Source organism: Flavobacterium sp. (genome assembly GCF_049240005.1).
GTDB lineage: Bacteria > Bacteroidota > Bacteroidia > Flavobacteriales > Flavobacteriaceae > Flavobacterium.
In genome coordinates this window covers 1-23450 of record NZ_JBMLTK010000052.1, presented here as the reverse complement: position 1 = coordinate 23450, position 23450 = coordinate 1, and the positions used below count along the sequence as shown (strand labels likewise).

Annotated in this window: 24 protein-coding genes; 7 read left to right on the top strand and 17 right to left on the bottom strand. The window is 41.9% G+C overall.

The window, feature by feature from the left end:
- Positions 1-2: 2 nt before the first annotated feature.
- Genes ACOVQQ_RS05065 through ACOVQQ_RS05050 form a run of 4 tightly spaced genes read left to right on the top strand, consistent with a single transcriptional unit; the run spans position 3 to position 5903 of the window.
- Positions 3-2360 (top strand): TIM-barrel domain-containing protein, encoded by a 2358-nt coding sequence (locus ACOVQQ_RS05065; protein WP_421817226.1) that lies wholly within the window; start codon positions 3-5, stop codon positions 2358-2360.
- A complete protein-coding gene (locus ACOVQQ_RS05060; protein ID WP_421817225.1) occupies positions 2357-4015 on the top strand; it encodes an alpha-amylase family glycosyl hydrolase in 1659 nt (552 codons plus the stop codon). The genes ACOVQQ_RS05065 and ACOVQQ_RS05060 overlap by 4 nt, the downstream gene beginning before the upstream one ends.
- Before the next feature lie 9 nt (positions 4016-4024).
- A complete protein-coding gene (locus ACOVQQ_RS05055; protein WP_421817224.1) occupies positions 4025-4702 on the top strand; it encodes a glycerophosphodiester phosphodiesterase in 678 nt (225 codons plus the stop codon).
- Positions 4692-5903: an NAD(P)/FAD-dependent oxidoreductase gene (locus tag ACOVQQ_RS05050; RefSeq protein WP_421817223.1), complete on the top strand. Its 1212-nt coding sequence runs from the start codon at positions 4692-4694 to the stop codon at positions 5901-5903. The genes ACOVQQ_RS05055 and ACOVQQ_RS05050 overlap by 11 nt, the downstream gene beginning before the upstream one ends.
- Here the strand turns inward: ACOVQQ_RS05050 and ACOVQQ_RS05045 are convergent.
- From ACOVQQ_RS05045 to ACOVQQ_RS04965, 17 genes are all read right to left on the bottom strand, one after another.
- The gene (locus tag ACOVQQ_RS05045; RefSeq protein ID WP_421817222.1) at positions 5892-7262 is read right to left on the bottom strand and encodes an NADH-quinone oxidoreductase subunit N; all 1371 of its coding nucleotides are present in this window, start codon (positions 7260-7262) and stop codon (positions 5892-5894) included. The genes ACOVQQ_RS05050 and ACOVQQ_RS05045 overlap by 12 nt on opposite strands.
- 9 nt (positions 7263-7271) lie before the next feature.
- Complete coding sequence (locus ACOVQQ_RS05040; RefSeq protein WP_421817221.1) at positions 7272-8714, bottom strand: complex I subunit 4 family protein; 1443 nt, start codon at positions 8712-8714, stop codon at positions 7272-7274.
- Between the two features lie 9 nt (positions 8715-8723).
- Positions 8724-10610, bottom strand: a complete 1887-nt coding sequence (nuoL, locus tag ACOVQQ_RS05035; protein WP_421817220.1) for an NADH-quinone oxidoreductase subunit L — start codon at positions 10608-10610, stop codon at positions 8724-8726.
- A 3-nt stretch (positions 10611-10613) separates the two neighbouring features.
- The gene (nuoK, locus tag ACOVQQ_RS05030) at positions 10614-10934 is read right to left on the bottom strand and encodes an NADH-quinone oxidoreductase subunit NuoK (protein ID WP_094487052.1); all 321 of its coding nucleotides are present in this window, start codon (positions 10932-10934) and stop codon (positions 10614-10616) included.
- Positions 10934-11455: an NADH-quinone oxidoreductase subunit J gene (locus ACOVQQ_RS05025; RefSeq protein ID WP_298148357.1), complete on the bottom strand. Its 522-nt coding sequence runs from the start codon at positions 11453-11455 to the stop codon at positions 10934-10936. The genes nuoK and ACOVQQ_RS05025 overlap by 1 nt, the downstream gene beginning before the upstream one ends.
- Positions 11455-12000: a NuoI/complex I 23 kDa subunit family protein gene (locus tag ACOVQQ_RS05020; RefSeq protein WP_094487054.1), complete on the bottom strand. Its 546-nt coding sequence runs from the start codon at positions 11998-12000 to the stop codon at positions 11455-11457. The genes ACOVQQ_RS05025 and ACOVQQ_RS05020 overlap by 1 nt, the downstream gene beginning before the upstream one ends.
- A gap of 260 nt (positions 12001-12260) precedes the next feature.
- Entirely contained in the window at positions 12261-13313 is a 1053-nt protein-coding gene (gene nuoH / locus ACOVQQ_RS05015; RefSeq protein ID WP_298148358.1) for an NADH-quinone oxidoreductase subunit NuoH, read from the bottom strand.
- A 3-nt stretch (positions 13314-13316) separates the two neighbouring features.
- The gene (locus ACOVQQ_RS05010) at positions 13317-14360 is read right to left on the bottom strand and encodes a 2Fe-2S iron-sulfur cluster-binding protein (RefSeq protein ID WP_421817219.1); all 1044 of its coding nucleotides are present in this window, start codon (positions 14358-14360) and stop codon (positions 13317-13319) included.
- A gap of 31 nt (positions 14361-14391) precedes the next feature.
- Positions 14392-15759 (bottom strand): NADH-quinone oxidoreductase subunit NuoF, encoded by a 1368-nt coding sequence (gene nuoF / locus ACOVQQ_RS05005; protein ID WP_094487059.1) that lies wholly within the window; start codon positions 15757-15759, stop codon positions 14392-14394.
- A gap of 1 nt (position 15760) precedes the next feature.
- Positions 15761-16123 (bottom strand): DUF86 domain-containing protein, encoded by a 363-nt coding sequence (locus ACOVQQ_RS05000; RefSeq protein ID WP_421817218.1) that lies wholly within the window; start codon positions 16121-16123, stop codon positions 15761-15763.
- Positions 16113-16406, bottom strand: coding sequence for a nucleotidyltransferase family protein (locus ACOVQQ_RS04995; RefSeq protein WP_421817217.1), 294 nt, complete (start codon positions 16404-16406; stop codon positions 16113-16115). Before ACOVQQ_RS04995 ends, ACOVQQ_RS05000 begins: the two co-directional genes overlap by 11 nt.
- Positions 16406-16936: a complex I 24 kDa subunit family protein gene (gene nuoE / locus ACOVQQ_RS04990; RefSeq protein WP_298148362.1), complete on the bottom strand. Its 531-nt coding sequence runs from the start codon at positions 16934-16936 to the stop codon at positions 16406-16408. Before nuoE ends, ACOVQQ_RS04995 begins: the two co-directional genes overlap by 1 nt.
- A 7-nt stretch (positions 16937-16943) precedes the next feature.
- Positions 16944-18179, bottom strand: coding sequence for an NADH-quinone oxidoreductase subunit D (locus tag ACOVQQ_RS04985; protein ID WP_421817216.1), 1236 nt, complete (start codon positions 18177-18179; stop codon positions 16944-16946).
- Between the two features lie 15 nt (positions 18180-18194).
- Positions 18195-18716: an NADH-quinone oxidoreductase subunit C gene (locus ACOVQQ_RS04980; protein ID WP_421817215.1), complete on the bottom strand. Its 522-nt coding sequence runs from the start codon at positions 18714-18716 to the stop codon at positions 18195-18197.
- Position 18717: 1 nt separating this feature from the next.
- Positions 18718-19269, bottom strand: coding sequence for an NADH-quinone oxidoreductase subunit B (locus ACOVQQ_RS04975; protein WP_094487063.1), 552 nt, complete (start codon positions 19267-19269; stop codon positions 18718-18720).
- Positions 19270-19294: 25 nt separating this feature from the next.
- Positions 19295-19660 (bottom strand): NADH-quinone oxidoreductase subunit A, encoded by a 366-nt coding sequence (locus tag ACOVQQ_RS04970; RefSeq protein ID WP_298148375.1) that lies wholly within the window; start codon positions 19658-19660, stop codon positions 19295-19297.
- A gap of 120 nt (positions 19661-19780) precedes the next feature.
- Complete coding sequence (locus ACOVQQ_RS04965; protein ID WP_421817214.1) at positions 19781-20266, bottom strand: TspO/MBR family protein; 486 nt, start codon at positions 20264-20266, stop codon at positions 19781-19783.
- Between the two features lie 56 nt (positions 20267-20322).
- Between ACOVQQ_RS04965 and mvaD the strand changes: the two genes are divergently transcribed.
- From mvaD to ACOVQQ_RS04950, 3 genes are read left to right on the top strand one after another with little or no spacing between them, the layout of a single operon-like run.
- Positions 20323-21399 carry a diphosphomevalonate decarboxylase gene (gene mvaD / locus ACOVQQ_RS04960; RefSeq protein ID WP_421817213.1) on the top strand — a complete coding sequence of 359 codons (1077 nt, stop codon included), beginning with the start codon at positions 20323-20325 and terminating at the stop codon, positions 21397-21399.
- 15 nt (positions 21400-21414) lie between these two features.
- On the top strand, positions 21415-22353 hold the full coding sequence (locus ACOVQQ_RS04955) for a mevalonate kinase family protein (protein WP_421817212.1): 939 nt from the start codon (positions 21415-21417) through the stop codon (positions 22351-22353).
- 6 nt (positions 22354-22359) lie between these two features.
- A complete protein-coding gene (locus tag ACOVQQ_RS04950) occupies positions 22360-23271 on the top strand; it encodes a geranylgeranylglycerol-phosphate geranylgeranyltransferase (RefSeq protein WP_421817211.1) in 912 nt (303 codons plus the stop codon).
- The last annotated feature ends 179 nt before the right edge of the window (positions 23272-23450 follow it).

Here is a 23450-nt window from a genome sequence, read left to right as displayed (position 1 = left end):
TTATGCGTTTTACAATTCGTATTTTCCTTTTACTTGCGGTAACTGTTGGTTATGCGCAACGCGAATATCAATCGTATTCTAACGACAATGGCATTCACACGATTCGAGTTTCTGACGGTGTTTACAAAATCCGATTTTTTAGCAACGAAGCTGTGGAAACAGAATTTATTGCCACAGGCAGTGTGAGTGAAAATTCGCTTGCGGTAGTAGATAAATCTGTTTTTCAAAGTGTAAAAGCTCAGGAACTTCGCGATAAAGTTGACCTTTCGTCGGGCTTAATACGTGTCGTTGTAACTTACAAACCGTTTAGCATAGCGTATTACAAATCCGGACAATTACTAGCCACCGAGTTGGCAGCTTCGCGAACAAACAAAGAAACTTCGGTGAAACTCAGCGTAAATGCTGATGAGAGCTTACTGGGAGGCGGTTCGCGGGTTTTAGGAATGAACCGACGCGGCAACAAACTGCGACTGTATAACAAGGCACATTACGGATACGAAACGCGTTCGGAGTTGATGAACTATTGTATTCCGATGTATTTATCGTCGGAAGTATACGGCGTTCATTTCGACAATACGTGGGTAGGCGATTTGGATTTAGACAGCGGAAAACAAAATGTAGTTACCTACTCGGCGGAAGGTGGGCCGGTACGCTACCAGATTTTTGCTGGCAGAACTTGGAAAGATTTGGTTAAAACGTATACGACTTTAACCGGACGTCAACCGCTACCGCCACGTTATGTGTTGGGCAATTTCAGTAGCCGATTTGGTTATCATTCGCAAAAGGAAGCTGAAAAAACAATTGCTGCGTTCAAGAAAGATAGAATTCCTGTAGACGCAATCATCTTTGATTTATACTGGTTTGGAACAACGATCAAAGAAACTATGGGAAATTTAGACGTATGGCGCGACAGCTTTCCGAAGTTTGAAAAAATGATTTCGAAGTTCTCAAAACAGGGCATTAAAACCATTTTAATTACTGAACCATTCATTCTTAAATCGTCGTCGAAGTGGAATGAAGCCGTTGCACAAGGAATTTTAGCGAAAGATTCGCTTTCACAACCTGCGGTTTACGACTTTTACTTTGGAACGACTGGTTTAATTGACCTCGACAAACCTAAGGCGAAAGAATGGTTTTGGAATGTGTACGATAAATTCATAAAGAAAGGCGTTGCTGGTTGGTGGGGCGATTTAGGTGAACCCGAAGTACATCCAAAATGGGTGCGTCACGAATCGGGACCGGCTAATAAAGTTCATAACATTTATGGACACAAATGGGCAGAACTTTTAGCTACGAAATATGCTGAAAAGTATCCAAATACACGTCCGTTTATTCTAATGCGTTCGGGTTATTCGGGTTCGCAACGTTTCGGAATGATTCCGTGGTCGGGCGATGTCAACCGAACCTGGGGCGGTTTAAAAGCACAACCTGAAATCGCACTCCAAATGGGATTGCAAGGTTTAGGCTATATGCATTCGGATTTAGGAGGTTTTGCAGGAGCGAATCTCGACGACGAGCTGTACGTACGTTGGTTGCAATACGGCGTTTTTCAACCTATTTTCCGACCTCATGCACAGGAAGAAGTTGCTTCGGAGCCCGTATTTAGAAGTGAAAACGCCAAAAAACTAGCTCGTAAAGCTATTTTGGAGCGCTACGCCTTACTGCCGTACAATTACAGTTTAGCGTTTGAAAACAACCAAATCGGAACGCCACTGATGCGCCCATTATTTTTTGAAGAACCAACCAATAAATCTCTTTTTGTAAATGCAGATGGTTACTTGTGGGGAAATGATTTCTTAGTTGTTCCTATTACCGATGCTAAGTTGGCCGAAAAAACCGTTTACTTTCCGAAAACAGCGCGTTGGGTAGATTATTATGATGCAACAAAAATCTACGAAGGTGGAAAATACGTTTCTGTAAAAACAGCGGAAGACCACATACCGGTTTTCGTGCGTTCAGGGGCAGTTATTCCTACTTGCAACGACTTAAATGTGGGTTCTGCTTCGATGAAAGAGCTTACATTAGGTTATTATTACAACGAAAATTACCCGACTGTCGCGACGGTTTACTTTGACGACGGTACTACGACAAACGCTTTCGAAAAAGGAAATTACGAATTGCTGCGCATTACGAAAGAAGCTGGAAGTGACACAGTGGATATAAAATCGGAAAAGGGAACTGCTTTTAAAGCGGTTAAACGAAAAATCACTTTGAAAATCATTCAAGCACCGCAAACACTTACTGCAATTGAAGTGAACGGAAAATTAGTAAAAAGAAACTCGCAATCGGCAAATGAAGCTTCCAGCTTTTCTTTTGAATTAACTTCAGGACAGGAAATAAAAATCAATCTTAAAAAATGAAAGGGATTAAAATCGGATTATTAGCGCTACTGATTTTTGCAAGCTCATGTAAATCAACCGAAACTGCACAAAAATCAAGCAGTAAAAAACCATTTGTTTGGGAAGCGGCCAATGTGTATTTCTTACTAACCGATCGTTTTTACGACGGAAACGCAAGTAAAACCATTTACTTAGATCGGACTAAAGAAACGGGCAAGTTACGCGGATTTGAAGGTGGCAATTTAAAAGGTGTGATCAAGAAAATGAAAGAAGGTTATTTCGAAGATTTGGGTATCAACGCCATTTGGATGACACCTTTGGTAGAGCAAATTCACGAAGGAACCGACGAAGGAACAGGATTTAGCTACGGTTTTCACGGATATTGGGCTAAAGATTGGACGCGATTAGATCCTAATTTTGGTAACGAAGCCGATTTAGCCGAACTCGTTAAACTTGCCCACAGCAAAGGCATTCGAATCATTCTCGACGGAGTTGTAAATCATACCGGCCCGGTAACTCCGAAAGATCCGGTATGGCCCGACGAATGGGTTCGTACGAGTCCACAATGCGTCTATCAGACATACGAAAACACGATTAGCTGTACGTTGGTAAAGAATCTTCCGGATGTAAAAACCGAATCTGAAGCCAATGTTTCCCTCCCTCCTGCCCTGGTTGAGAAATGGAAAAAAGAAGGTCGGTACGAATCCGAAATCGCATCTTTGGATAAATTTTTCAAAGAAACGGGCTATCCACGCGCACCGAAATACTACATCATAAAATGGTTGGCTGATTATGTATTGAAATATGGAATCGATGGTTACCGTGCAGATACAGCTAAACATACCGAAGAAGATGTATGGATGGCGCTAAAAAACAGCTGTTCTGCTGCCTTCGAGCAGTGGAAAAAACAAAATCCGAGAGAAGTTTTAGATGACAATCCGTTTTACATGATTGGCGAAGTGTACAATTACAGCATTCACGACGGACGCCAGTTCAAATTTTCCGACAAAACAGTCGATTATTTCTCTAACGGATTCGATAATCTCATCAATTTTTCTTTCAAAGGAGATGCCAATAAACCCTACGAAGAACTGTTTTCGCAGTACAACAATTACTTACAAAACCAGCTAAAAGGCAAAAGTGTATTGAACTACGTTTCATCGCACGACGATGGAGGTCCGTTTGATAAGCAACGTAAAAAACCATACGAATCAGCCACAAAATTGCTGCTCTGTCCAGGAATTGCACAAATTTATTACGGAGATGAAACGGCGCGCCCACTCGATATTCCGGGTACTCAAGGCGATGCGACCTTACGTTCGTTTATGAACTGGAACGATTTGAAAGAAAATAAAGCCACGCAAGATATTTACGCACATTGGAAAAAACTGGCAAACTTCCGTAAAAACCACACGGCGGTTGGCGCGGGAGTACATCAGAAAATTAGCAGTAAAAACGGCTGTTTCTTTAAACGAACGTATCAAAAAAACAATATCAAAGATGTGGTTGTTGTTGGCTTAGATTTGAATGAAGGAAGTAAAGAAATTCCGATTGATAGCGCTTTCGCGGAAGGAACAAAAGTGCGCGACACGTATTCTGGACAAACAACTGTTATCAAAAATGGTGTTGCAGTTATTGATTCCAATTTCAAAATTGTATTACTCGAGGCACTATAAAATATCGAAATGCTAAAAATTGGTCATCGCGGAATTCCGAAGCAGTTTTTGGAAAATAGCCTAAAAGGTTTTGAATACTGCTCGGAATTTGGCGCCAATGGTATTGAATACGACGTTCGAACAGACCGCGACGGCGTATTTTGGATTATGCACGACCGTTCGACCAAACGTACTTGTACAGAAGCCGTTCTTGTGGCCGACACAGCTACTGTCTTACTAGAACAAATTCGGATGTGCGACGGCAGTACTATTCCAAAATTGCGAACCGTATTAGAGCGTTTTCCATATCTGCTGCACAATATTGAATTAAAAACGACGGCAGCCGCAGCCTTGATTTCATTTTTAGATGAAACCCTTGCTGAAGTACGATTCCCCAAAGAACAAATTGTACTTACGAGTTTTTTACCCGAAAATTGGCCGATATTTGCCCAAAGTAGCTATCGATTCGGATGTTTGTTCGAACATATAAATGAACAAGACATTGCCCATATCGCAGAATTACAGCCCGAATTTGTCGTCTTAAACCACGTTTTCGCGGAAGAAAAAACCGCTCGAAGCTGCGTTGATTCTAAGCTGACAGTCTGGCTCTACACGGTAAACGATCGGGCTGCCCTTCGATTTTGGAAAAAAACCGAATTGATCGACGGAATTATTAGTGACGACTTTACGCTTTTAAATGAAATGTGATATTGCAATAATTGGCGGCGGCGCAGCGGGTTTCTTTACGGCCATCAATGCGGCAACTCAAAATCCAAAACTAAAAATTGTGATTTTAGAACGCGGAAAAGAGGTGCTTTCGAAAGTGCGTATCAGCGGCGGCGGACGTTGCAACGTAACGCACGATTGTATGGATCCGCGTGAATTGGTAAAGAATTACCCGCGTGGCGAAAAAGAACTGTTAGGTCCGTTTTCAAAATTTGGCCCGAAACAAACCATTGAGTGGTTCGAATCACGAGGCGTTGCGTTAAAAACCGAATCCGACGGCCGCATGTTTCCGATTAGCAATAAAAGTCAGACGATAATCGATTGCTTTCTAAACGAATGCAGAAAACTCGGCATCATCATCGAAACGGGAATTGTTGCAAAAGACATTCAAAAAACGGTCGAAAGCTTTGAAATCACAACAACAACGCAGCTCATAAATGCACAGAAAGTCGTCGTTGCCGCAGGCTCGAGTACGAAAGTTTGGGATATTTTACAAAATCTCGGTCATAATATCATCGCTCCCATTCCGTCGTTGTTCACATTCAATGTAGTTGAAAAAGAAATTACAGCCCTTGCAGGAATTTCTAAACATGTTAGCGTATCGATTCCACAACTGAAATTAAAACAAGCGGGGAATTTACTAATTACCCATTGGGGATTTAGCGGGCCGGCAGTTTTGAGATTGAGCGCCGTTGCTGCCCGTGAATTAGCGAAATTGGAGTACCGCTTTCAAATTCAAATCGATTGGCTCAACGAAGAATCGAGCGCATCCGATTATGAAAGTGAGCTGCGAACCCTACTTTTAGAACACCACAAAAAAACGATTGTCAATACCAATTTATTCGGATTTTCGAACCGGCATTGGTTGTTTCTGCTGGAAAAAACTGCCATTCCGCAGCAAAAGAAAATCGCCGAGTTAAGCAAAAAAGATTACCGTGTACTGGCAACGGTGCTGCGTTCCGATGCGTACCAAATCAACGGAAAAAGTACGTTTAAAGAAGAATTCGTAACCGCAGGAGGCGTTTCTTTAAAAGACATCAACTTCAAAGATTTTTCCAGCAAAAAAACAGAAAACCTCTATATCGTGGGCGAATGTTTAGATATCGACGCCGTGACAGGAGGTTTTAACTTTCAAAATGCGTGGACAGGCGGCTTTCTTGCCGCTATGGCATTAACGCAATAAATCGGTTACTAAAGACGGAAATAATCCAATCGTCAGATTCAATAGCAAAGCAACTGTTGCCACTGCGTAGATATAAAACGGACGACCGGTTCTCTCGTGTTGCGGTTCTTTAGTGTACATCGCTAAAATCAGCTTGAAATAATAACCTACAGCGATAATCGAATTCACTACTGCTACGATTACTAAAGCCAGATGCCCGCTTTCTAAAACTTGCGAAAACAACATCAATTTAGCAAAGAAGCCTGCAAAGATCGGTATACCCGCCATCGAAAGTAAAGAAGTGGTGAGCACGAACGCCAAGAAAGGATTTGATTTTCCTAAACCTTGAAAGTTCACGATATCTTCGTTTTCTAAATGCCTGCACACGTATAGAATAACACTAAATGCACCGATTCCTGCGAAAGCATAAGCCGTACCGTAGTAAAGAAGCGTTCCTGCAGAAATCTGAGTTCCTATTAATGTCATTAGCATAAAACCAGCATGCGATATCCCTGAAAAAGCCAACATACGTTTTACATTCGCTTGGCGCAACGCCATGATGTTTCCAACGGTCATCGACAAGCCAGAAAGCACAATAAGTACCGTTTGCGACGTTTCGGGTAAATTACCACTCATTGCGAAGAAAAGCTTAAAGAAGGTTGCCATAGCGGTTACCTTCGCCAAAGTACTCATTGTTGCAGTAGTTAATGCTGGTGCACCTTCATAAACATCGGGAGCCCAGAAATGGAAAGGAACTGCTGCAATTTTGAACAAGAGTCCGATAGCGAGCAAAATTCCACCGATGTAGAACCATTCTTCAACGTCGGCTGAAACGGCAGCTTCCATAATCACACGCATATCAAACGAACCGATGGCACCGTAAATCAAGCAAATTCCAAAAAGAATGATACCCGAAGCAAACGAACCCATTAAGAAATATTTCATTCCCGATTCGTTCGACTTAATATTCAAACGGCGACTTGCAGCTAAGATGTACAGAGAAATAGAAAGTACTTCAATTCCTAAGAAAAACATCGCTAGATTTCCGAAACTAACCATAGCGACGGCTCCTGAAAGCAAGAAAATTTTAATGGCAACGAAATCGCTTAATTTCTCCGGTACGTCGTCGTAAAAATGATATCCTAAGGCCACCAAAAAGGTTGTAAGCACGATAAACAAAGCCGTAAAAGTCACCGAGAAGTTATCTACTACAATCATGTTATTGTAGTACGAAGCTGTTTGGTTATAATCTAGACTATTTAGGTATAAAATTCCGCACAATGCTACGATTGAGAACGGAACTAAAATCTTTCTGAGATTCAGTAATTCGAATATCAGACAAATAACGCCAAGTGCTGTAATTGCTATTAAAGTGTTCATTCCGGTTGGTTAGTTTGTGCTAATTTGAGCGATAATTTCATTTACGGCTGGTGCAATCAAATCGTTTATTGGTTGCGGATAAATTCCAAAGAAGAAGATAACAGCGGCTAGAGCGCCAAAAATAAGCGACTCCGTTATGGTTAAATCGGCAAAAGGCTTTTTGTTTGCCTCACCCAACATAACTTGCTGATACATTTTCAACATATAGTAAGCTCCCAATACAATGGTTAAACCGCCGATAACGGCAAACCAAACGTTTTGTGTAGATAGTGAAAACAACAATCCGAATTCACCCACGAAATTCACAGTACCAGGAAGCGCAACCGATGCAAGCGTAACAATCAAGAAAGCAGAAGCAAACTTAACGGCTTGTGCTCTAATTCCGCCGAGCTCACTGATGGCGCGCGTGTGGTAACGACGTTCAATTACTTCAACAGCAAAGAAAACGCCAACTACGACTAAACCATGGCCAAACATTTGAATGATACCGCTAGTAATGCCATCGGCAGTTAAGCCATAGAAACCTGCAGCAATTAAACCTACGTGTGCCAGAGATGAGTACGCAAGTAGTTTTTTCACGTCGCGCTGACGTAAAGCTACAATAGAACCATAAATAACACCAGCAATTCCGATCCATACCAAATAAGGCATTAACTCTTTCGATGCATCGGGCGAAATAGGAATTTGCCAACGAATCACACTATATAATCCCATTTTAAGCATGATACCCGAGAGTAACATGGTTCCCATGGCAGGTGCTTTTTGATAAACGTTTGCTTGCCAGGTGTGAAACGGAATCAGCGGAATCTTAATCGCATACGCTAAAAAGAAACCTCCAAAAACAAGTAGCTGTTCGTTGTAAGAAAGTTCTAAATTATATAAATCGGTTAGCAACAAACTTCCCGCTTTTCCATACAAGTAAACGAAACCAACAAGCATAAACAGCGAACCGGCAAATGTGTAAATAAAGAATTTCACCACTTGCTTTTTGCGCTCTTCAGCATCGCCGCTTCCCCAAATTAATGCAATGAAGTAAATCGGAATTAAGGCAACTTCCCAGAAGATGTAGTATAATAATCCGTTTGAAGCCACAAAGGTTCCGCACATGGCAAATGCCATTAACAAAACAAGTGCATAAAGTGATTTTGCGTTTGCGAATTTTGTTTCGATGCCGCTCGCTACAATTAGCGGAAGCAATGTTGTGGCGAGCACCAGCATGAGAAGTGCTAAACCATCAAGTCGTAAATCGAAACCAATGCTTGGCTTTGAAATCCAATCGAAATGAATATTTTCTGGCAACTGGCCGCCGTTGTGCAGCGAAACCAGATAAAGCGAATATCCGAACGCTACTGTTGAGATCAACAATGCAACACGAGATGCCGCTTTATCACCGGAAAAATAGGTAAGACCGGCGCCCACTAAAAGTAAAATAAGTAAGTAGATAACTTCCATACGTGCTGATTATTGAGCTAAAAATAAATACGATACTATAAGACAGAATCCGATTACAAAAACGAACAAGTACAATCCGATACTGCCGTTGTGTACTTTTCTTCCCTGATTGCTGATTTCTGCAGCAGCTTTTCCGAATCCATATACCAACGAACCTAGAGCCGTTTCCACCACATCTCTGAAGAAACGAGCCAATAAATTAATCGGTTTTACAAAAACGCTGTCGTATAATTCGTCAACGTAGTATTTTTCAGCCAGTACTTTCGTAAATCCAGTTACTTCGCTGTCTTCACCCGGAACTTCTTTGTTTGAAATGTATTTTCTGTACGCGATAAAGATTCCAACAAGCGCACCTACCGAGGCAACGGCCATCAAGATATACGCTGTTTGATCTAATGCGTGAAGTTCTGGCGCACCATCTGCATGAAGCAAAGGCTCTAAAAAGTGCATCAACCAACTTGATCCTGGAATACTGATTAATCCGCCAACGGCAGCTAAAGTTGCCAAAATAACAAGAGGTATCGTCATTAAAGCAGGACTTTCATGTAAATGATTCTTTGCGTGTTCTGTTCCTCTAAATTCACCAAAGAAGGTCAAGAACATTAAACGGAACATATAAAAAGCTGTTAGAATTGAAGCTAACGAAGCTACTGCCCAAAACGGAATGCTGTAATGGAAAGCTTCTAATAAAATTTCGTCCTTAGACCAAAAGCCTGAGAGTGGAAAAATACCCGCAATAGCTAAACTCGAGATAAGCATGGTAATGAATGTGATTGGCATTACTTTACGCAAACCACCCATTTTTCGCATGTCTTGTTCGTCGGAATTCGCGTGAATTACCGAACCTGCACCCAAGAACAAACACGCCTTAAAAAACGCATGTGTGATTACATGAAAAACGGCAACTTCATACGCTCCAACTCCCAAGGCTAAGAACATAAGTCCTAATTGCGAAACTGTTGAATACGCCAGTACTTTCTTAATATCATTCTGCGCTAAGCCAATCGTAGCCGCGAAAAGTGCTGTTGCTACACCAACTACGGCGATAACATTCTGAATGGCCGGAACTAGATCAAATAAGAAATGTAGTCGCGTAACCATAAAGATACCCGCCGTTACCATCGTTGCTGCGTGAATTAATGCAGAAACTGGCGTCGGACCAGCCATAGCGTCGGGTAACCAAGTGTATAGTGGCAACTGTGCCGACTTTCCACAGGCACCAATAAACAAACAGAGTGCTGCAACTGCCAACCAAGTAGAATCAACCAAACTACCTTTCGTTTGAAAAAATGTTTCCAAACCTTGATAATCGAGCGTTCCAGCTACGGTTGCTAAAATGAAGATACCGATAAGTAAGCCTAAATCGCCCACACGGTTCATGATAAACGCTTTCTTTGCAGCATCGTTGTAAGCCTGATTGCTATACCAAAATCCGATTAGCAAATACGAGCACAATCCTACGCCTTCCCAACCGATAAACAAAATAGGTAAGTTACTTCCGCTGACCAAAACGATCATAAAGAAGACAAACAGGTTCAAATACGAGAAAAACTTATGAAAATCTTTATCGTGGTGCATGTAGCTGATCGAATACAAGTGAATCAGCGAACCGATACCCGTCACGAAAAGCAACCACAATAAACTCAATTGATCGAATTGGAAAGAAAAATCAACACTAAAGTTTTGGAATGTCAACCAGTGAAATAAATCGGCTTTCGTATTCGCGCCGGGCTCCAAACCCAAAAACAGCAACAACGTACAAACGAAACTAATAACAATAGCTAAAGTTCCGATAGCACCTGAAGCACCTTTTCCGAGTTGTTTCCCTAAAAAAGTATTGATTAAAAAGCCACCTAACGGAGCTAATAACAGCAGTAAAATAATCGATAAATCCATTAGTTATCCTCTAAGCTTTTTAAGATTTGACACATCAATCGACCCGATATTTCTGAAAATAGAAACCAAAATAGCCAAACCAACGGCCACTTCAGCTGCAGCTACAGCCATCGAGAAAAATACAAATACTTGTCCTTGTGCATCTTCATGGTACGTCGAAAACGCCACAAAAAGAAGGTTCACTGCATTGAGCATGATTTCAATAGACATCAATACAATAATCGCGTTTCGACGATAGAGCACACCGAAAACTCCGATGCAGAACAACAACACCGACAAAAAGATGTAATTGTTAATTCCAACTTGATTTAAAACGTCCTGCATTATAGTTGTACTTTTTCTTTTTTAGACAATAAAACAGTTCCAATCATCGCTACTAGAAGCAATATCGATGCAAATTCAAACGGCACCATATAACCTTCTTCACCATCAAGTAAAACTTGACCTAATACTTTAATCGATTGATAATCAATTCCACTAGCCGGAACCAAGTCGGCCACCGGTTGCGAATTCACAAAAATCGTAAGCATAATCAGGCACATGCAGCAAAAAACCACCACAGCGCCTAAGCGAGTGATACGCGGTTTGTGCACTTCGTCTTCTTTGTTCAGGTTCATTAACATGATCGTAAACAAAAGCAGAATCATAATTGCACCCGAATACACGATGATGTGAACGATAGCTAAAAATTGTGCGTTGAGTAGCAGATAGTGTCCGGCAATCGTAAAGAAACAAATCACCAAATAAATAGCCGAGTGAATCGGATTTCTGCTGTAAATCGTTAAAAACGCTGTAGCAAGCGTGATTGCCGATAAGATGTAAAAAGTGAGTAGTACTGCCGACATTAACGTGTCATTTGAGATTGAGCATTAATCATTGCCTGAGTTAAAGGCATTACCAAACGGTCTTTTCCAAAGATAAAGTCTTCACGACCGTACATCGCTGGAACCAACTGCTTAGATTCTGTAAGATAAATTGCGTCTTTCGGACAGGCTTCTTCGCACAATCCACAAAAAATGCAACGCAACATATTAATTTCGTACACCGAAGCATACTTTTCCTCGCGATACAAATGCTTTTCTTCAGGCTTGCGCTCGGCTGCAGTCATCGTAATCGCCTCAGCCGGACAAGACAAAGCGCATAAACCACAAGCCGTGCAGTTTTCACGACCCAATTCATCGCGCTTTAATTGATGCTGACCCCGATACACATCGCTGCGCTCACGCACTTGCTCTGGATATTTGATGGTAACTTTTCGCTTAAATAAGTGCCTGATTGTGATAAACAATCCCTTAATAATCGCAACTAAATAAAGGCCTTCCCAAAAATTCATCTTTTTGTTCACCACCTCTTTTTTGCGTCCCGATAATGAAATCGTTTCTATTGCCATCTCTAATTTACTTTTTCGTTTTTATAGACTCTATCTGTCTTAGTATTTTAAACAAGGTGTCCCGTTTACTTTCGGAACTAAATCCTTTTCAAATCTCGCTTCTCGTTTCTCTCCCGATAGCCATCGGGACTCGCATCTCGCTTCTCAAGAATATTCCGTTTTTTTGAAGCTATTCCCGCTATCCGCTGTATCTTTTTTATTCCGCGAAGCTCCATAAAAAAGGATGCCGCTCCTATCGGGGCTAGGGCAATCGTTTCCGATTAAAATCCTAACGCCTCTAAAATCTCGCTCTTCAATACAAATACGCCCGTCAAAAATATGTTCACAATTGCCAACGGAATCAATATTTTCCAACCCAAACGCATCAGCTGATCGTAACGAAAACGAGGAATCGTCCATCTTACCCACATAAAGAAGAAGATGAAGAAACATATTTTCGCAAATAAAACAACTATTCCTAAGATATTAGCCGGATTTACACCCCAGTTGTTAACCACCCATTCCATACCTGGATAGTTGTATCCACCAAAGTACAGGGTCGCCAAAATTGTCGAGGAAATAAACATACTCGCGTACTCAGCAAAGAGATAGAATCCCATACGCATCGACGAATACTCGGTGTGATAACCACCAATTAACTCGGCTTCACATTCCGCTAAATCAAAAGGCGTACGATTGGTTTCTGCGAAAGAACAAACCAAGAAGATTACAAAACCAATCGGTTGGTAAAACACGTTCCACTGCATGCCCGGCTGCTGCGCCACGATTTCGCGTAAGCTCAACGAACCACTCATCATTAACAAAGCAATAATGGCCAATCCCATTGCAATTTCATAAGAAATCATTTGGCTGGCAGCACGCATAGCACTCATCAACGAGAATTTGTTGTTCGATGCCCAACCGCCAATCATAATTCCATAAACACCAACCGACAAAACGCCAAAGATGTACAATAAAGCCACATCGATGTCGGTTGCTTGTAAGATCACTGTTCTTCCAAACATTTCCAACTTATCGCCCCACGGAATCACGGCGCTGGTCATTAATGCCACGCTCATCGAAATTCCCGGGCCTACGATAAATAAAAATTTGTTTGGCGTATCCGGTAAAAATTCTTCTTTGCTAAATAATTTCAAACCGTCGGCAAGTGGCTGTAAAATACCGCCTTTACCCGCGCGGTTCGGACCAATACGATCCTGTAACCAAGCCGCAACTTTACGTTCCGCTAAAGTCGAATACATAGCCATAAGCATCGTAATCGCGAAAATGACTACAATGAAAATGCTCTTTTCTATAATGATTGCACTATCCATAGACTATAGGTTTCCTTTTAAAAACGTTTCTTGCTCTTCCGGCTTCAAAGGTACACTCGTCATCGAGATTTTCTTGCGATCTTGGTCGCGACCTTTCAAAATATTTTTTTCCGTAGCAATTACTACTTTGTCCAACGGACGTATATAGTTATTTTGGTTGATAACCGAATCTTTTTCAAACTTACGTGGACCTTCAATCACCCAATCCGCAACGTTTTTGTGCTCAAAACGACATTCGTTGCAAATAAATTCTTCCACTTCGTGATATTCGTCTTTACGACCCGTTACACGCTGAATTTCGTTTCCAAACATCCAAACGGTAACTTTTCCGCAACACTTATCGCAATCGCGGTGAGCATTAAACGGCTTGTTAAACCAAACGCGCGATTTAAAACGGAAGGTTTTGTCGGTAAGTGCACCAACTGGGCAAACATCGATCATGTTTCCAGAAAACTCATTGTCGATTGCTTTTGAGATGCAAGTCGAAATATTAGAGTGATCACCGCGATCGAGTACGCCGTGTACGCGATTATCAGTAAGCTGATCGGCTACCATCACACAACGGTAGCACAAAATACAGCGATTCATGTGCAATTGGATATTCGGTCCGATGTCTTCGGGTTCGAACGTGCGTTTTTCTTCGATAAAGCGCGTCTGGCTCTTACCGTGCTTGAAACTTAGATTTTGCAAGTCGCACTCACCGGCTTGGTCGCAAATCGGACAATCTAGTGGGTGGTTGATTAACAAAAATTCGGTAACCGACTTACGGGCGTCTTGCACGCGTTGCGAACTGGCGCTGTTCACTTCCATCCCGTCCATACAACCGGTAACGCACGAAGCCATAAGTTTTGGCATCGGACGTGGGTCAGCATCTGAACCTTTGCTCACTTCTACCAAACAACAACGACATTTTCCGCCGCTTCCTTTTAGTTTCGAATAGTAGCACATTGCCGGTGGAACGCTTTCGCCTCCCAACATTCTTGCGGCTTGCAAGATGGTTGTTCCCGGTTCTACTTCAATCGGTTGCCCGTCTATTGTTACTTTCATTGTATGAAATCTACTTTCTAATAATTGGTATTTAAACTCCTACTCCAGCCACTAAATGCTTCACCTTTTCAAACGGCTCTGCTACAAAATGGTCGCGATTTTTTATTTTTTCAGGGAAACGAACATGGTATTCAAATTCATCTCTAAAATGACGAATTGCAGCAGCAACTGGCCATGCAGCGGCGTCACCTAACGGACAAATCGTATTTCCTTCGATTTTAGATTGAATATCCCACAACAAATCAATGTCTTCTTCGCGACCCATTCCGTTTTCAATACGGTACAGTACTTTCTCCAACCAACCTGTTCCTTCGCGGCAAGGCGAACATTGTCCGCAGCTTTCATGGTGGTAAAAACGTGCAAAATTCCACGTATTGCGAACAATACACGCGCGATCGTCGTACACGATAAATCCGCCCGAACCCAACATAGAACCGGTAGCAAATCCGCCATCGCTCAAGCTTTCGTAAGTCATTAAACGATCTTCACCGTTTGCTGTCTTGTATATTAAATTCGCGGGTAAAATCGGCACAGAACTTCCGCCGGGCACAAACGCCTTTAACGGACGATCGGTACTCATTCCACCTAAATATTCGTCGGAATTCATGAATTCATAAACCGACAAACCTAATTCTATTTCATAAACACCTGGATTCTTAATGTTTCCTGATGCTGATATTAATTTTGTACCTGTAGAGCGTCCGATGCCAATTTTAGCGTAATCGGCACCGCTGTTGTTCACAATCCACGGCACTGCCGCAATCGTTTCAACGTTATTTACCACGGTTGGATTAGCCCACAGACCCGATACCGCTGGAAACGGTGGCTTGATACGCGGATTTCCACGCTTGCCTTCTAACGATTCGATTAATGCCGTTTCTTCACCACAAATGTACGCGCCGGCACCACAGTGCACGTGTAACTCTAAGTCGTATCCCGAACCTAGGATGTTCTTTCCAAGAAATCCTGCAGCTTTGGCTTCGGCAATAGCCCGTTCCAAGATTTTGTACACCCACATATACTCACCACGGATGTAGATGTAGGATAAATTCGCGCCAAGTGCATAGGAAGAGGTAATCATTCCCTCGATTAACAAATGCGGAATGTACTCCATCAAAAAGCGATCTTTGAAAGTTCCCGGCTCCGACTCGTCGGCGTTGCAAACCAAATGTCTTGGCTTACCACTTTTTTTATCGATAAAGCTCCACTTCATTCCAGCTGGGAAACCTGCGCCTCCGCGTCCGCGTAAACCAGACGTTTTCACTTCTTCCACAACCTCGTCCGGCGTCATATTCTTCAGTGCCTTTTCTACGGAAGCATAACCTCCCTCCCGACGGTACACCTCGAAAGTCTTAATTCCAGGAACGTTGATCTTATCCAGTAAAATTTTTTGTGCCATATTATGATAAATATTGCTCTAAATTATTTAGTATTTCTTCAATTTCACTTTTCAGTGGAATTATTTCCTCTTTTGCTATTTTATAAACAATTTCGATGTCAACTTTAAAATATTCATGAATAATAATATTTCTTGTATTGACAATCTTTCGCCATGGTGTTGAAATCTGTGGATGATAAAAAATCCTTTCAGAAAGCTTGTTAGCAGCCTCACCAATTATTTCTAGTTTTCGCTCAACCGCAGCTTGCTTTTCTTTATTTGATTCAAAAAACTCAAAACTCACATCTTTCATAAAAAACTCTAAATCACAAATCGCCTCGAGGATGTGTTCTATCCTTATACTATCTGATAATCTAGGCTTCATAAATCAAGATCTTTTCTTTATTTATATACTCCTCAATTAAATGAGAAACATACTTCGCAGATACAAAATCAACTTCCTTTTTTAAAATTACCTTGATCTCATCCCACCAAGTCACAAAATCAAAACCTTTCATTCTAGCATAATCCCAATCGATAAGTAAATCAATATCACTATTTTCATCTGCCTCGCCTCGTGCGTAAGATCCGAACAAATATACTTTATGTACCGGTTTATCCCGGAAGAAAGTTCGTATTTGTTCAACTTGAGAGGCTGACAATTGCATTACTTATCGTGTAAGGTTATCTTATTTTCTTTGCAATCTGCGATCAACTGATCGATCTTTTCTTCATTGAGATGCTCCACGTAGAAATCGCCCAACTGCATCATTGGTGCGTATCCGCAAGCTCCTAAACACTCTACTCCGCGTACTTCAAATAAGCCATCGGCAGTTGGCTCTGCCACATTAACACCTAATTTCTTACAGGTATAATCCATTAAGTTTTCCACACCGTTCAAACAGCAAGGCGAAGTTTGACAAAACTCGAACATATACTTGCCAATCGGACGCTGATTATACATGGTGTAAAAGGTCACAACTTCGTATACCTCGATAGGCTTAATACCCAGAATTTCGGCAACTTTATCTTGAAGCGGTACGCTCAACCAATTGTCGTGCGCATCTTGCACTTCGTGTAAAACAGGCAACAAAGCCGACTTGCGTTTATCCGCTGGATAACGCGAAATCAACTCGTCGATGCGTGCTTGAAGTTCAGGTGTTATATTGATTTCTTGATGGTACTGTTTTCTTTCCATAATTTCGTTATGCATCTAATTCGCCAGCAATTACATTTAAGCTTGAAAGTGTTGCAATCGCATCGGATAACATTTCACCTTTCACCATATAATTAAAGGCTTGGTAGTAAATAAAACACGGACGTCGGAAGTGTAATCGGTAAGGTGTGCGACTTCCATCGGTAATTAAATAAAACCCGAGTTCTCCGTTTCCGCCTTCTACTGGATGATATACTTCGGTAACCGGAACCGGCACCTCGCCCATTACAATTTTAAAGTGGTAGATTAAGCCTTCCATAGTATTGTATACTTCATCTTTTGGAGGAAGGTAATAATCTGGAACGTCGGCGTGATACGGACCTTCTGGCATCTTGTCGATAGCCTGACGGATAATTTTCAAACTTTCCCAAACTTCGGCGTTACGTACACAAAAACGATCGTAAGTATCGCCTGATTTTCCAACAGGGATTTCAAAATCAAAATCGTCGTAAGAAGAATACGGCTGCATCACACGAATGTCGTAATCAACTCCGGTTGCACGTAAATTCGGACCTGTAAATCCGAAATTCATAGCGTCTTCGGCTGAAATCGCACCCACGTTGATGGTACGATCCATGAAGATTCTGTTTCGCGTGAGTAAGCTTTCAAACTCGGTCCAGATTGGTGGAAACTCTTCCAAAAGTTTCTCAATTTTTTCAAAAACTTTCGGCGACCAATCGCGTTCAAAACCACCGATTCGGCCCATATTGGTTGTAAGACGTGCACCGCAAATCTCCTCGTATATCTCATAAATCTTCTCGCGATACTGGAACACATACAAGAAACCCGTTAGAGCACCCGTATCAACTCCTAAAACCGAATTACAAATAATGTGGTCGGCAATACGAGCGAGTTCCATTACGATTACGCGCATGTATTGAACACGCTTCGGAACTTCAATTCCCAATGCCTTCTCTAAAGTCATCCACCAACCCATGTTGTTGATTGGCGACGAACAGTAGTTCATACGGTCGGTAAGTGGCGTAATTTGATAAAACGGACGGTTTTCGGCAATCTTTTCGAAGGCGCGGTGAATGTACCCAACCGTTCCTTCGCCCTCAATAATACGCTCTCCATCCATTAACAAAATATTTTGAAATATTCCGTGGGTTGCTGGGTGGGTAGGTCCTAAATTGAGGATGGAAAGCTCACTGCCGTCGTCGTTTTTATGCTTTTCGATAATTGTAGCAAAACGTTGTTCTGGTGGTAAAAGTAACTCTGACATGGTACTGCTTTTAGGTTAACAATTATCTGTAGTTCTTCCAAAGAAACGGTCGTCTTTATCGGTACGACCACCATCTTCTAATGGATATTCTTTACGAAGCGGAAACACCGTCATTTCATCCATATTTAAGATGCGCTTAAGCTGCGGATGTCCCATAAAACGGATACCGTAAAAATCGTAGGTTTCGCGTTCTTGCCAGTTTGCACTTCGAAACAAATCAGATACCGTAGGAATTTCCGGCTGCGCACCACTCAAAAAGCACTTGATGCGAATACGAACGTTTTCAAACCAATTGTGCAAATGATATACCACTGCAAACTGCCGGTCTTCACTAGCTTCCGGATAATGCACGCCGCACAAATCGGTTAAAAAATTAAAGTTCAATGACGGTTCACTTTTCAAAAACTGAATCACCTCTTTGATTGCAGCTGGCTCAGCTTCAAAAGTTAATATGTCGTGAATTTGATTAAAGTCGGAAACGCTGTCCCCAAACTTGGCAAGCAGCGTTTCGTGAATAAATTGGTTTTCTAAACCCATTTTATTGGATGTTGTATGAGGCTAATAATTCAGTGTACTCAGGTGAACTGCGGCGACGTACCGACTCGCTTTTCACTAAATCTTGCAAACGCATAATACCGTCGAGAATTTGTTCCGGACGCGGCGGACAACCTGGCACGTAAACATCGACCGGAATTACTTTATCAATTCCTTGAAGTACGCTGTAGGTGTCGAAAATTCCGCCCGAACACGCGCAGGCTCCAACAGATATAACCCATTTAGGCTCTGCCATTTGTTCGTAAACCTGACGCAAAATGGGCGCCATTTTTTTTGCGATAGTTCCCATTACCAGAAGCATGTCGGCCTGACGTGGTGAAAAACTCATACGCTCCGAACCAAAACGCGCCACATCGTAATGAGACGCCATGGTAGCCATGAATTCTATACCACAACAAGAAGTTGCAAAAGGCAAAGGCCAAAGCGAATTAGCACGCGCTAATCCTACTACTGAATCGAGTTTAGTTGCAAAAAAACCCTCTCCGGCAAAGCCTTCTGGAGCAGGTGCATTGGTAATTATTTTTGAATCGCTCATAGTTGTATCATCGTTACGTTAAGGATTACTCCCACTCCAAACCTTTTTTCTTGATTACATAAAAGAAACCAACCAACAACAAAGCCATAAAGATGCCCATTTTAAGAAAGCCTTCCATACCCATAGCCTTGAAATTGACCGCCCACGGATACAAGAAAATTACTTCCACATCAAACAAAACAAACAAGATGGCTACGAGAAAATACTTGACAGAAAACGGAATCCGAGCATTTCCAATAGACTCAATTCCACACTCAAAATTTTTGTCTTTGTTCTTCGACATCCGACGCGGACCGAGAAAACTCGAACCCACAATGGTTAGCGCAACGAATCCTACCGCTAACAACATCTGCATCAAAATCGGAACATAATCAACCTGAGAAGATTGCATCATTTTGTTTAAATTTTTGCCCACAAAGATAAACGGCAACGCGGATATTAACAACCTTATTAGGTTCGACAAATATTAAAGTTGTTTATTTTTAATGATTATAAATAATATGTCCGCTTTTTAGTTCAGCCACCAAATCGAGGCGTTCAAAATTGCCGCAAAAGCAACCCATATCATATACGGAATCAACAACTTAGCTGAAACGACATCGATTTTCCGAAATTGCAGGTAGGTTTCGTAAATCAGCAATTCTAATAAAACAATCTCAACTAATGCCAAAAGCGGATTTTTCAATCCGAAAAACAAAAACGACCATGCCGTATTCAAGGCCAATTGAATCCACCAAAATAAAAGTGCTTTTCTGATCACAACCACTTCCGATTTTGTGTTACTCCATACTCGAGCAGCAGCTATGGCCATAAAAACGTACAAAACACTCCAAACTGGCGCAAACAACCAGTTTGGCGGATTGAAAAACGGTTTTTCTAAAAAAACAAACCAAGTTTCGATTCCCGGACGCGTTACCTGCCCGACTAAAAATCCGATTCCCAATGTAGTGGCAATCAAAGTTGCACTTTTTACTGCCAAATCTCTTCCTATCTTCATACGTATAAAATGAAAGTTGATACACGCGCTTTGTATTATCTTTGCGCAAAAACTTCATGCAGCTTCACGAAGATTTTATCACAAACTTAATTCCTACCGCAAATTTTCAGCACAAATCTACGTTTAGTGCGCCAAGTAATATTGCTTTAGTGAAATATTGGGGGAAAAATCCGGATCAAACCCCAGCAAATCCGTCAATTAGTTTCACACTGAACGACTGCAAAACCATCACTTCTGTAGAAGCAAGCTTCGCAAATCAGTTTTCATTTGATTTTTATTTCGAAGGCGAACGTAAACCGAGTTTCTTACCCAAATTACAAACGTTTTTCGACAAGATTTTTCCCTACTGCGCGTTCTTGAACGGTTTAACACTTAAAATCGATTCCCAAAATACATTCCCACATTCGTCGGGCATTGCTTCATCGGCCTCGGCTTTGGCAGCTTTAGCGATGAACATTTGCGACATCGAACGCCAACTCAGTTCCCATCCGAACGAAGAACACTTGTTGAAAAAAGCTTCGTTTTTAGCTCGAATTGGCTCGGGAAGCGCCTGCCGAAGTATATCTGGAAACCCCGTCATTTGGGGAAAAAATGAAACTTTTCCAGCGGCATCCGATTTGTACGGCATCGCTTTTCCAAAAAATCTACACGCGGTTTTTCACAACTTTCAAGACACCATCATGCTGGTAGATGTCGGTCAGAAAGTAGTTTCTAGCACAGCCGGACACGCACTGATGAACAACCATCCGTTTGCCGCAAGTCGATTTGAACAAGCGCACCGCAATCTGGCAATAATTTCAAAAGCATTAGAACAAGGCGATCTCGATAAATTCATCGAAATAACCGAAAGCGAAGCACTGACCTTACATGCCATGATGCTCACCTCAACGCCTTCTTTTATCCTGATGCATGCCAATACGTTACAAATAATTGAGCGAGTTCGTCGCTTCCGCGAAAGCAGTAAATTACCCGTTTGTTTCACACTCGATGCCGGTGCTAATGTTCACTTACTTTATCCTGAAAGCATTAAAAGTGAAATTTTAGAATTTATTAAGGAAAATCTTGTTGAATTTTGCCAAAATCAGCAGTACCTTTGTGATACTGTTGGCAACGGAGCGCAAAAGTTGAACTAACAGAAAATCAACCACATGAAAGGACCACTTTTTTACTCTAAGATATTACTGTTCGGAGAATACGGAATCATCAAAGATTCAAAAGGTTTATCCATTCCTTACAACTTTTATAACGGTGCGCTGAAAATTGATGGCGCTTCAACCGAACAAGCAAAAGCATCTAACCAAAGTTTGATTCGCTTCACTAACTACTTGAAAGAACTCACGCAGCAACAACCCGAATTGGTGCAATTCGATTTCGAAAGTCTCGATCGCGATTTACAAGCGGGCATGCACTTCGATTCGTCGATTCCACAAGGTTACGGCGTTGGAAGTAGCGGTGCACTCGTAGCTGCCATTTACGATAAATACGCGCTTTCTAAAATCAGCGTACTTGAAAACTTAACCCGTGAGAAACTGTTGCGATTGAAAGAGATTTTCGCAAATATGGAATCGTTCTTCCACGGGAAAAGTTCCGGACTCGATCCCGTAAATTCATACCTCAGCATTCCGATTCTCATCAATTCGAAAGATAACATCGAAGCAACCGGAATTCCGACCCAACGCCCAGAAGGCAGCGGCGCCGTTTTCCTACTCGATAGCGGAATTGTGGGCGAAACTGCGCCTATGGTTCAGATTTTTATGGAAAACCTAAAAGATAAAGGTTTCCGAAACATGCTGAAAAATCAGTTTGTCAAATATACCGATGCCTGCGTGGAGAACTTCTTGGCGGGCGACTTAAAATCGCTTTTCGAAAATACCAAACAACTTTCTAAAGTTGCCTTCAATCACTTCAAACCCATGATTCCTTCTCAATTTCACGAAATCTGGGAACGCGGTATCGAAACCAACGATTACTACTTGAAGTTGTGCGGATCTGGTGGCGGTGGCTACATCTTAGGCTTTACCCAAGATTACGAAAAAGCTGCCGAAGCACTCAAAAACTACAAGCTCGAAGTGGTGTACCGCTTCTAAAAGCAAATGCTTAGCCGCAAAAACAAACGCTTGCTGATGAAATGCGTCAGCTTGTTTTCGGTCGTTCGCGGCTACAATATTCCTATTATCTTCCTTGCGCAGTATTTATCGGCTATTTTTATTCTTGCTGGCGATATGCGTGCGCTACATGTACTGCTCGACCCGCTATTGCTGTGCATTGTACTCGCCTCGGCTATCACAATTGCTTCGGGTTATATTATCAATAATTTCTACGATTCGCAAAAAGATCTAATAAACCGACCGCGAAAATCCTTGCTCGATCGTTTGGTATCCCAAGGCACCAAATTGCGTGTGTATTTTACGCTAAATTTCATCGCAGTAGCCATTGCCTTTATCGTATCCTGGCGCGCGGCAGCGTTTTTTAGCGTTTATATTTTCCTGATTTGGTTTTACTCGCATAAAGTCAAAAAGTACTTACTGGTAGGGAATTTAATGTCGACACTCCTCGCCATTTTCCCATTCTTCGCTATTTTGCTTTACTACAAAAATTTCGAACCCGTGATTTTCGGACACGCTACTTTTTTGTGGTTGCTGCTCCTCATGCGCGAAATTGTAAAAGATTTAGAAAACCTAACCGGCGATCTAGCCAACAACTACCACACTATTGCAGTTGAATACGGCGAGTCTAAAAGCAAACAAGCATTTACAACAGCCTCGCTGCTCACGCTCATTCCCGTGTATTTGTTAATCGAACGCTACGATGTTGGCTACATGGATTTATACTTATACGTTTCCTTAATCGTACTCACGGTTCTAAACATATTACTCTGGAAAAAAAGCGAAAAAAGTCGCTATTTATTGGTTCACAACGGCATTAAAGCACTAATTGTCGCAGGCGTTTTCTGCATTGTACTCATCGATCCAGGTGTACTGTACCACGGCAAAAAATTGTTGTAGATTTCGATTATTTGGGCAGCAATTCCCGCTGTTCACTGCAAGTTTTCCGTTTGCTGCGCGCTCGAAAATCGCTTTGCCACGGCTTCCGCTGGTCGCCGCCACAAAGCGTTTCTCGCAGCGTACCAAACGCAAAAGCTTTTCGTTGCCATCGGGGCTGCGGCATTCGTGCACAAAACAAC